The 9235-nt window shown below is 57.3% G+C and carries 11 protein-coding genes; 7 read left to right on the forward strand and 4 right to left on the reverse strand.

The features are described 5' to 3' along the window. Window positions 1-8 precede the first annotated feature (8 nt). Window positions 9-1097 carry a helix-turn-helix transcriptional regulator gene (locus RBH71_RS13915; RefSeq protein WP_003514610.1) on the forward strand — a complete coding sequence of 363 codons (1089 nt, stop codon included), beginning with the start codon at window positions 9-11 and terminating at the stop codon, window positions 1095-1097. A 3-nt stretch (window positions 1098-1100) separates the two neighbouring features. Here the strand turns inward: RBH71_RS13915 and RBH71_RS13920 are convergent, their stop codons facing one another. Beyond that, window positions 1101-2204: a TRAP transporter substrate-binding protein gene (locus tag RBH71_RS13920; RefSeq protein WP_003514611.1), complete on the reverse strand. Its 1104-nt coding sequence runs from the start codon at window positions 2202-2204 to the stop codon at window positions 1101-1103. 138 nt (window positions 2205-2342) lie between these two features. Then, window positions 2343-2816 (reverse strand): group III truncated hemoglobin, encoded by a 474-nt coding sequence (locus tag RBH71_RS13925; RefSeq protein ID WP_003514613.1) that lies wholly within the window; start codon window positions 2814-2816, stop codon window positions 2343-2345. A gap of 140 nt (window positions 2817-2956) precedes the next feature. On the opposite strand from RBH71_RS13925, the gene mbfA reads away from it, so the two are divergent. Next, on the forward strand, window positions 2957-3940 hold the full coding sequence (gene mbfA / locus RBH71_RS13930) for an iron exporter MbfA (RefSeq protein WP_003514615.1): 984 nt from the start codon (window positions 2957-2959) through the stop codon (window positions 3938-3940). A 63-nt stretch (window positions 3941-4003) separates the two neighbouring features. Here the strand turns inward: mbfA and RBH71_RS13935 are convergent, their stop codons facing one another. Together RBH71_RS13935 and RBH71_RS13940 are read right to left on the reverse strand one after the other, a co-directional pair. Further along, window positions 4004-4618 carry a transglutaminase-like cysteine peptidase gene (locus RBH71_RS13935; RefSeq protein WP_003514617.1) on the reverse strand — a complete coding sequence of 205 codons (615 nt, stop codon included), beginning with the start codon at window positions 4616-4618 and terminating at the stop codon, window positions 4004-4006. Between the two features lie 118 nt (window positions 4619-4736). Further along, window positions 4737-5525, reverse strand: coding sequence for an alpha/beta hydrolase (locus tag RBH71_RS13940; RefSeq protein ID WP_003514619.1), 789 nt, complete (start codon window positions 5523-5525; stop codon window positions 4737-4739). Window positions 5526-5712: 187 nt separating this feature from the next. Between RBH71_RS13940 and infC the strand changes: the two genes are divergently transcribed. From infC to pheS, 5 genes are all read left to right on the forward strand, one after another. Further along, window positions 5713-6249 carry a translation initiation factor IF-3 gene (gene infC, locus RBH71_RS13945; RefSeq protein ID WP_060641871.1) on the forward strand — a complete coding sequence of 179 codons (537 nt, stop codon included), beginning with the start codon at window positions 5713-5715 and terminating at the stop codon, window positions 6247-6249. A gap of 194 nt (window positions 6250-6443) precedes the next feature. Then, window positions 6444-6647, forward strand: a complete 204-nt coding sequence (gene rpmI / locus RBH71_RS13950; protein WP_003493355.1) for a 50S ribosomal protein L35 — start codon at window positions 6444-6446, stop codon at window positions 6645-6647. 40 nt (window positions 6648-6687) lie between these two features. Continuing rightward, window positions 6688-7092 (forward strand): 50S ribosomal protein L20, encoded by a 405-nt coding sequence (gene rplT, locus RBH71_RS13955; RefSeq protein WP_003514622.1) that lies wholly within the window; start codon window positions 6688-6690, stop codon window positions 7090-7092. A 165-nt stretch (window positions 7093-7257) separates the two neighbouring features. Then, window positions 7258-8136, forward strand: coding sequence for a hypothetical protein (locus RBH71_RS13960; RefSeq protein ID WP_003514624.1), 879 nt, complete (start codon window positions 7258-7260; stop codon window positions 8134-8136). Then, a complete protein-coding gene (gene pheS, locus RBH71_RS13965) occupies window positions 8129-9211 on the forward strand; it encodes a phenylalanine--tRNA ligase subunit alpha (protein WP_003514626.1) in 1083 nt (360 codons plus the stop codon). The genes RBH71_RS13960 and pheS overlap by 8 nt, the downstream gene beginning before the upstream one ends. Window positions 9212-9235: the final 24 nt, after the last annotated feature.

The following is a 9235-nucleotide window of genomic DNA, read 5'->3' on the forward strand; positions in this document are numbered from 1 at the left end:
CGTTATCCGTGCTTTTCATTCCATTGCCTTTTGTCGTCGCACTTCTGCTGGTCGTTATGTTCATCGTCTTCTTTCGAGGCGCAGAGGATATGCGAACCAACCGGGCGTTTCTGGCGCTCATCGCGCTTTGCGCCGTGCAGTCCGTTCTTGTCGGCTTGCGCTGGGGATATGGTGTGAGCGAAGCGCGTTATGTTTTGCCTGTTCTGGCTGCCTGCCTGCCGCCTCTCGTCTACATCGCCTTTCGCGGACTGATGGGCGTTGGAGTTGAAAGCAGGAGGGCGATGTTTGCCAGTCTTGTGCTTTCACCTTTCTTCGTCGTCTTTCTGGAGTTCGTCCTTCCTGTTGCGATCGATTTTGCGCTGATCGTGATTTTTGTCGGGCACGCCATTGCCTTGCTTCTTTTGGCAAGAAAAGGGCCGGATGGGCTGGACGAGGCGCAATTTGCCAGCGTCGCATCTGCGCATAAGGCGCTTATTGTCGCCGCGGTCGCTCTCTGCGTTTCCGCGTTCTTCGATCTTCTGGTGTTTTTCGATTTCGAGTGGGCGCATGGAGAAAATGTTGCCGCACTTGTCAGCAATGCCAACCTTCTCGGGCTTCTGCTGATCGGTCTCATGGCTGCACTTGCCGGCAAAAGCAAAGCGCCGCAAACGGCTGCCCAGCCTGCTGCGGAGTTGTCTTTGCCGGCGCCTTCACAACAGGACCGGGACGTTGTCGAAAGGCTTGATCGCTTGATGGAAACCCACACGCTCTACCGCGATGAGAACCTAAACCTGTCACGGCTCGCAAAACGTCTCGGTCTGCCGAGCCGGCAAATCTCCGGCGCCATCAATCGCTCGCTCGGCGTCAACGTCTCGCAATATGTCAACCAGCTGCGCATCCGCGAAGCCTGCCGGTTGCTGGAGGAGACGGATCAGTCGGTCACTGCGATCATGCTGTCTTCCGGCTTTCAGACCAAATCCAACTTCAACCGGGAATTTCGCCGCGTCACCGGCATGAGCCCGGTGGACTGGCGTGAACACGAGGTGTGGAATCTGGTATCGAATACAAAAACGGCCACCCGACAGATGCAGGATGGCCGTTTGAAGATACTGAAATGAGGATCAGAGCGTGCCGTTGCGCTGCTGGATCATCATATAGGTGTCATAGGTATATTCGGCGATCTGTGCCCAGAGATAGGCGTCTTTCTTGAACGCCTGCTGGCTTTCGTAGATCTTCTTGAAGCTTTCGTTCTTGGCCGAAATCTCCGCATAGGTGTCCTGAGCCGCCTTGTGGCAGACGTCGAGGATTTCCTGGCTGAACGGCCGCAGGATGGCGCCCTGCGCCACGAGTTCCTTCAGAGCCTTCGGATTGCGCGCGTCATAACGCTCCAGCATGCTGGCGCTGCCGGCGGCGCAGGCGTCTTTCAGAATACGCTTGTAGTTCTCCGGCAACTCGTTGAACTTCTGCAGGTTCACGAAAGCATGAACGGCTGGGCCACCTTCCCACCATGCGGGGTAGTAGTAATATTTCGCAACCTTGTAGAAGCCGAGCTTCTGGTCGTCATAGGGACCGACGAATTCGGTTGCATCGATGGTGCCCTTTTCCAGAGCGGCGTAAACATCGCCGCCGGCGATCTGCTGCGGTGTCACGCCAACCTTCTGCATCACCTGGCCGGTTAGGCCGGCAATGCGCATTTTCAAGCCCTTCAGGTCATCGATGGTGTTGATTTCCTTGCGGAACCAGCCGCCCATCTGGGCGCCGGTATTGCCGAGCAGGATCGAGTAGATATTGTGCTGGGCAAGAAACTCATTGAGCAACTCGTTGCCGCCCGCCTGATTGAACCATGCATTCGTCTGGCGTGCATTGAGACCGAAGGGAACCGAGGTCCCGAGCGCGAAGGTCGGGTCCTTGCCAACATAGTAGTATGAGCAGGTATGCGCCATTTCGACGGTTCCGGCCGTCACCGCATCCGCTGCCTGCAGCGCCGGCACGATTTCGCCACCGGCGAAATGCTGGATGACGAAGTTGCCGCCGGATGCTTCCTTGACATGATCGGCGACGATCTGCCCGGCACCGAATAGAATGTCGAGGCCCTTGGTGAATGACGACGTCATGCGCCAGGTGATTTTGGGGTTTTCCTGCGCAATGGCCGGAGCGGCCAGCACGGTTGCGGTAACACCGGCACCAACAGCGCCCGCCTTGCGAATAAATGATCTGCGATCCATGTCGATAAGCCCTGATATGTCTGCATATTACAGGCGAACCGTACGGTACGCCTCCCAGTGGCTACTAAACATTTATCCTCGCGGCCATCAAGGGGAATATTTGAACTTGCCGGGCCTGCTATCATCGCCCGGATGGGGCTAAGGATGCATGCGTTTTAACGCCGGATCATCCATTGCAGGATTATAAAACAGCGAAAGCGTCAGGCTTTTTGCGATGCGTTCCGCAGTTTCCATGAACCAGCTATGGGCTTGTGGGCTCGGCGCGATATCGTCAAGGGTGGCCGAAAAAAGCGCCAGCCATTGCGGGAACAGTTCCGCCGACATGCCTTTTACGCCAAGATGCGCCTGCACCGGCTTGCCGCCGTAGCCGCCATTCTTGAAGGCGACGGCGGCCCAGAACTGTTTCATCCTGGCCATATGCTCCGGCCAGCGCCCGGAAAGCCGCGCATTGAAGACAGGGCCCAGCGTGGGATGTTCCAGAACGCGGCCGTAAAATGTCTCGACCAGCAGGTCGACGAAACCGGCGTCGATGCCGATAGCCGCCATGGCCTTTTCCGCCCTGTTCTGAATTTCCGCGTTGTGGGCGGCCTTTGCCGCGATCTGGTCCTGCATTGTGCTTCCTTTTGCGGCAGAACCTACGTGGCTCTTCGACACTCCGCAATGCGACCCTTTGGCATATTAGAATAATTCTAAAAGGCTTGATTGTGACGTGATCAGGATGTATTTAGAATTATTCTAAAGAGGTTCCAGCCATGTTCCGCAGTCTTTTTTCCCTGTCCAAACGCCCGTTCTCCTCGCTTGGCGAACAGGAAATCCTCGCACTTGCCATCTCGTCCGAAGAAGACGATTCCCGCATCTACCGCTCCTATGCCGATCATCTGCGCGCGCAATATCCGCAATCCGCAAAAATCTTCGATGATATGGCCGAGGTGGAGCAGCAGCATCGAAACGTGCTGATCGACATGCACCGCAGGCGATTTGGGGAAACGATCCCCCTGATCCGCCGTGAGCATGTGCGTGGCTTTTACGAGCGCACGCCGGATTGGCTGGTGAAGAACCTGTCGCTCGACAAAATTCGTGCGCAGGCGGAATTGATGGAGGCCCAGGCGATCCGTTTTTACGACGAGGCTGTCAAGCGAACCAGCGATGCCTCGACCCGCAAGCTGCTCGGCGATCTGGCCGAGGCTGAGCGTGGTCACGAAGACATCGCGCAGATGCTGGAAGAGAAACATCTCGACGAAAACGGCAAGACAGAAGAGGCGGAAACCGCAAAGCGGCAATTTCTTCTGACCTTCGTGCAGCCGGGTCTTGCGGGACTGATGGATGGTTCCGTATCGACGCTGGCGCCGATCTTCGCAGCCGCCTTCGCCACGCAGGATACGTGGCAAACCTTCCTGATCGGCCTTTCGGCCTCCGTTGGCGCGGGTATTTCCATGGGCTTCACCGAGGCGGCCCATGATGATGGCAAGCTTTCCGGTCGTGGCTCTCCGGTAAAGCGCGGTCTCGCCTCAGGCATCATGACGGCCGTTGGTGGCCTTGGCCATGCGCTGCCCTATCTCATTCCGCATTTCTGGACAGCAACGGCCATCGCCGCGGTCGTCGTCTTCGTGGAACTCTGGGCCATCGCCTTTATTCAGAACCGCTTCATGGAAACGCCGTTCCTGCGGGCAGTGTTTCAGGTAGTGCTCGGCGGTTCGCTGGTGCTGGCCGCGGGTATCATCATCGGCAACGCCTAGTGAATAAAAAAGCCCGCAGCGTTTGCTGCGGGCTTTCTGCATTGAGCCTATAATATCTGTCGATCAGCGCAATGCGCCGACCAGAACGTCGCGGCCATCCTCGATGGAAACCCAACGGCCCGAATTGAAGGACGCCTGCCGCTTCAGATAAGTGTAGTTGGTGTCGGTCCAGAGCTTCACGTCGTCGGTGAGATTGTCGAGAATATAATCGCCATCGGTGGTGCGGAGCGTCAGCACGGCGTGGCCCTCGCCATCAGGCTTGCGCACGACAGTGATCAGCAGGTCAGCAACGGAAAACCCACGCTCGATCAGCTTCTTGCGCTTCAGCAGCACGAAGTCCTCACAATCGCCAGCGGTCGTGGGATATTCCCAGACTTCTTCCTTGCCGTAGATTTCCATGTCGGTCATGGCGACGATCGAGGTGTTGACGGATGTGTTGATCTCGCGAACTACACCCCAGCCATACTCGGTGACGCGTGGTGGCGGCGTCAGCTTGCTTCGAATGTTGCACTCGCTCGCGTATTTCTGGCAGAACTCATAATGGCCGATCGGCTGGGATGTGATCCCGCCCGTCACCATGGAAGGGCTTCCCTTGGTTTCCGCCACGGCGGAGGCAGCAGTCAATAGCCCGGCGGCAACTGCAAACAGCAGCGCACGCGCCAGCGGTGCGTTCATCATGAAACCCGTCCCTTAATTCTTAATGAAAAGTTAAGAGGGTTGGGGGGCAGGAGTCAATCACTAGCCATCGGCGGCGCGCAAGACTCGTTAAATATGGTTAAGATCGTTGCGCAAATGCCTATGTTGCAAGGGCTTTGACGGCAGCCAGCATCCTGTCGATATCCTGCGGCCGGGACAGCCGGTGGTCGCCATCGCGGATCAGCGTCAAGACGACGTCGTCAGCAGGAAGATGTTCGAGGAGCTTCAGCGCATGCTGATAGGGAACATCGGGATCGCGCATTCCCTGCAGGATGTGAACCGGGCAGCCCGTGGTAATGATGCCGGTGAGGACGCGGTTCTGCTGCCCGTCTTCCATCAGCGCGCGTGTAAAGATGTTCGGCTCGGGGCTGTATTCCGAATGTTCCTCGAAATACCCCTTGTCTTCAAGCGACCGTTTTTCCGCATCCGTGAGGCTCGGCTCTATCAGGTCCGCCGTGAAATCGGGGGCTGGCGCAATGAGGACCAGACCAGCGACGGACGGCGTGCCGCCAGCCTTGCGCAGTTCCTCGACCATGCGCAGCGCAATCCATCCACCCATCGACGAACCGATAAGGACGACGCGCGAGGGCGCCTTTTGGCGCACGACGGCAAGCGCCTCTTCCAGCCATCTTGAAATCGTGCCTTTTTGGAAGTCACCGCCGGAAGCGCCGTGCCCGGAATAATCGAGCCGCAGGCAGGCAATGCCGTTTTCCGCTGCAAAGCGGTCGAGTTCCACCGCCTTGGTTCCCGTCATGTCGGAACGGTAACCGCCGAGCCAGACAAGCGTGGGTGCATCTTCTCGTGAAGTTGCCGGGCGGTGAAGGACGGCGATGTCGCGGGCGTCGTCGCCCATGCCTACACGCAGGAATTCAGCGGCTTGTTCAGTCATGTATATGCAATTCTCCTGAATTTCGCGCAACAAAGGCGGCGTATTTGCAAAAACCGTGACAACAGGTGATCTTTTCGGGCAGATATGCTATTGACTTCGCCACGGCAATAACGACATTTCCGCCGCTTGTACCAAACAAGCTGTTTTTTGCCGATGTGATCCAGAAACAGATCAGGAGAATACGACCATTCGCAGACCTTTCAAAGCCGATGCCCCCGTCAAGGAGGGCCCGCGCTCCAACCGGGAAATCCGGGTTCCCAGAGTTCAGCTTATTGATGAAGAGGGCCAGAACCTCGGTAGCATGCCGACGGACCAGGCTTTGAAAATGGCGGAGGATGCCGGTCTCGATCTCGTTGAGATTTCGCCGAACGCTGAACCGCCGGTATGCAAGATCCTCGATCTCGGCAAGCTTAAATACTCGACCCAGAAAAAAGCCGCTGAAGCGCGCAAGAAACAGAAGATCGTCGAGGTCAAGGAAATCAAGATGCGCCCCAACATCGACACGCATGACTATGACGTGAAGATGAAGGCGATGAACCGTTTCTTTGACGAAGGTGACAAGGTGAAGGTGACGCTGAAGTTCCGCGGCCGCGAAATGGCCCACCAGGAACTCGGCATGAAGCTTCTCCTGCAGGTGAAGGAAGATACCCAGGCGATTGCCAAGGTTGAAGCCGAGCCGAAGCTGGAAGGCCGTCAGATGATGATGGTTCTCGCGCCGAAATAACTCTTTCGCGCACGCCGCCCGGGCGGCATGAAGCACCACCGCAAGGGGAAGTTCGTATTCCCCGTTGCGCTTTTAACCGACTGCGGTTATAAGCGCGCGTCCGAACGGTCCGGCAGGGCATGCCGAGGCCGTTCCTGAATAGCTTGAAATAGGCCTCGTCTGCCTGTTTCGATACAAAAACACGGAGTAGCAAAATGCCCAAGATGAAGACGAAGTCCGCTGCAAAAAAGCGGTTCAAGATCACCGCCACCGGCAAGGTTGTTGCAGCCGCCGCCGGTAAGCGCCACGGCATGATCAAGCGTACCAACAAGTTCATTCGCGACGCGCGTGGAACCATGGTTCTCGCCGAAGCTGACGGCAAAAAAGTCGTCAAGAACTACCTGCCGAACGGTCTCTGAGACTTTTCCGCACTTTTGGACACTTTAAGGAGATCATGACATGGCACGCGTAAAACGTGGCGTAACTTCCCGCGCCAAGCACACCAAGACACTCAAGGCAGCCAAGGGCTTCTACGGCCGCCGCAAGAACACCATCCGCGCAGCTAAGGCTGCCGTGGATCGTTCCAAGCAGTACGCTTACCGCGACCGCAAGGTCAACAAGCGCAACTTCCGCGCTCTGTGGATCCAGCGTATCAACGCTGCTGTTCGCGAATTCGGCCTGACCTACGGCCGCTTCATCGACGGCCTGAACAAGGCTGGCATCGAAGTTGACCGCAAGGTTCTGTCCGACATGGCTATCCATGAGCCGGCAGCATTCGGCGTGCTCGTCGAGACCGCGAAGAAGGCTCTTGAGTACCTCAAGGAAGCTGGTACGACCAACGAGTTTGAAACCGCTGTAAAGTAATTACGGCGCGGACAATCTGTTGTTCATTTGAAACCCGCGCCGGTCCTCCGGCGCGGGTTTTTCGTTTTCAGTTTCTGATACAGCTCTATCGGCGTTTTTTAATTTAGAAATTTAGAAGAGTTGGAGTATTCACGCCGTTTGAAGCGAAATCCTTGGTGGACGGAAATGCTGGTCAATAAAATTCAGGTTGTGGAAGCAGAAGGCTTTCGCGTTCATCTCGACGATGACGACATCGCAACTCTGATGCGCGTCCTCCTGAAAAGTGACCGGCGCATTCAAAAGGTCGAGCTCTCGCAATTGACGGTGTGGATCAAACGGCAGGGCACGGAACGTGTGACCTGGTGGATGAAAATGCAGAAGCTGCTGTCAAAACTTCTGCCTTATGCTTTTCTTCGCCCTTCTGAACCGCTGGACGGCGCCGGCCTCATGCAGCGAGAGCTGGAAACGTTGCAGCAGTTCCAGCAAGGCGGTTTCCCGGTTCCGCCGCTGATCTACTCGTCGCGCACAGCAATGGTGCTGGGAGATGTCGGTCCGACGCTCATGGAGCGGATGGGTGCGCTAAAGGCGTCCGATCCGGTGCAACATGACGCCTTGCTTGTGAAATCCGCAGAAGCGCTTGGCGAGTTGCATGCGGCGGGTCTCTGCCACGGCCGCCCGCATGTGCGTGACTTCTTTTTAAAAGACGACCGTATCGGTTTCATGGATTTCGAGGAGCGCCCGCAGGAGGTCATGCCGCTGGAGACGGCGCAGGCTCGCGATATCTGGCTGCTGTTTTTGCAGGTCGCGACCCGCGCCTGCGATGCGCCTAAAACCTGCGACGCCGCCTTTGCCCGCTGGCGTGAAAACGCCCCGCCGCGGGCGCTTGAAGAATTGTGCCGTCTGATCGGCATTCTGGGGCGATTTTTACCGCTTGCCCGGTTGATCGGGCGCGTGCGGATGGGTAGTGATCTGCGACGCTTTATCATGGCGACCGACTATCTGATGAATGCTGTGAACCCCGAAGCCGCTGTTAAAAATACCGGCAAGGCAGGAAAAGATGACTGAACTTGATACCTTGAAATCGCAACTGATGTCGGAGATCGCCGCCGCCGCCGATGAGCCGGCCATCGAAGCCGTGCGCGTCTCCGCGCTTGGCAAGAAGGGCTCGGTTTCGGAGCTTCTGAAGACGCTGGGGTCGATGACGCCGGAAGAGCGCCAGACCCGGGGCGCTGCCATCAACCAGCTCAAGACTGAAATCACCGACCTGATCGGTGAACGCAAGAGTGGCCTGAAAGATGCCGCGATTGCCGCCCGCCTGAAGGCGGAAACGCTTGATGTCAGCCTGCCGGTCCGCCAGTCTCCGACCGAGCGCGGCCGCATTCATCCGATCAGCCAGATCGTCGATGAAATCACCGCGATCTTTGCAGATATGGGCTTCTCGATCGCCGAAGGTCCGGATATCGAAACGGACTATTACAACTTCACGGCGCTGAATTTCCCCGAAGGCCATCCGGCCCGCGAAATGCATGACACCTTCTTCTTCCAGCCGGATGAAAACGGCGAGCGCAAGGTGCTGCGCACGCACACCTCGCCGGTGCAGATCCGCACCATGGAAAGCCAGAAGCCGCCGATCCGCATCGTCATTCCGGGCAAGACCTATCGTCAGGATTCCGATGCCACCCATTCGCCGATGTTCCATCAGGTCGAAGGTCTGGTGATCGACAAGAAGGCGCATGTTGGCAATCTGCGCTGGGTACTTGAAGAGTTCTGCAAGACCTTCTTTGAGGTGGATAGCGTTGTCATGCGCTTCCGCCCGTCGTTCTTCCCCTTCACGGAGCCGAGCTTCGAGGTGGATATTCAGTGCGACCGCTCCGGCCCGATCGTCAAGTTCGGCGAAGGCAACGACTGGATGGAAATCCTTGGCTGCGGCATGGTGCACCCGAATGTGCTGCGCGCCGGCGGTCTGGACCCGGATGAATATCAGGGCTTTGCCTGGGGCATGGGCCTCGACCGCATCGCCATGCTGAAATACGGCATGCCGGACCTGCGTGATTTCTTCAACGCCGATGTCCGCTGGATGAACCACTACGGCTTCCGCCCGCTCGACATGCCGACGCTGTTCGGCGGTTTGAGCGTTTAATCCGGTTAGCCAAGGAGCAAAGAC

Origin of the sequence: Rhizobium sp. AN68, from assembly GCF_030758035.1 — a bacterium.
Classification (GTDB): Bacteria; Pseudomonadota; Alphaproteobacteria; order Rhizobiales; family Rhizobiaceae; genus Agrobacterium; species Agrobacterium tumefaciens.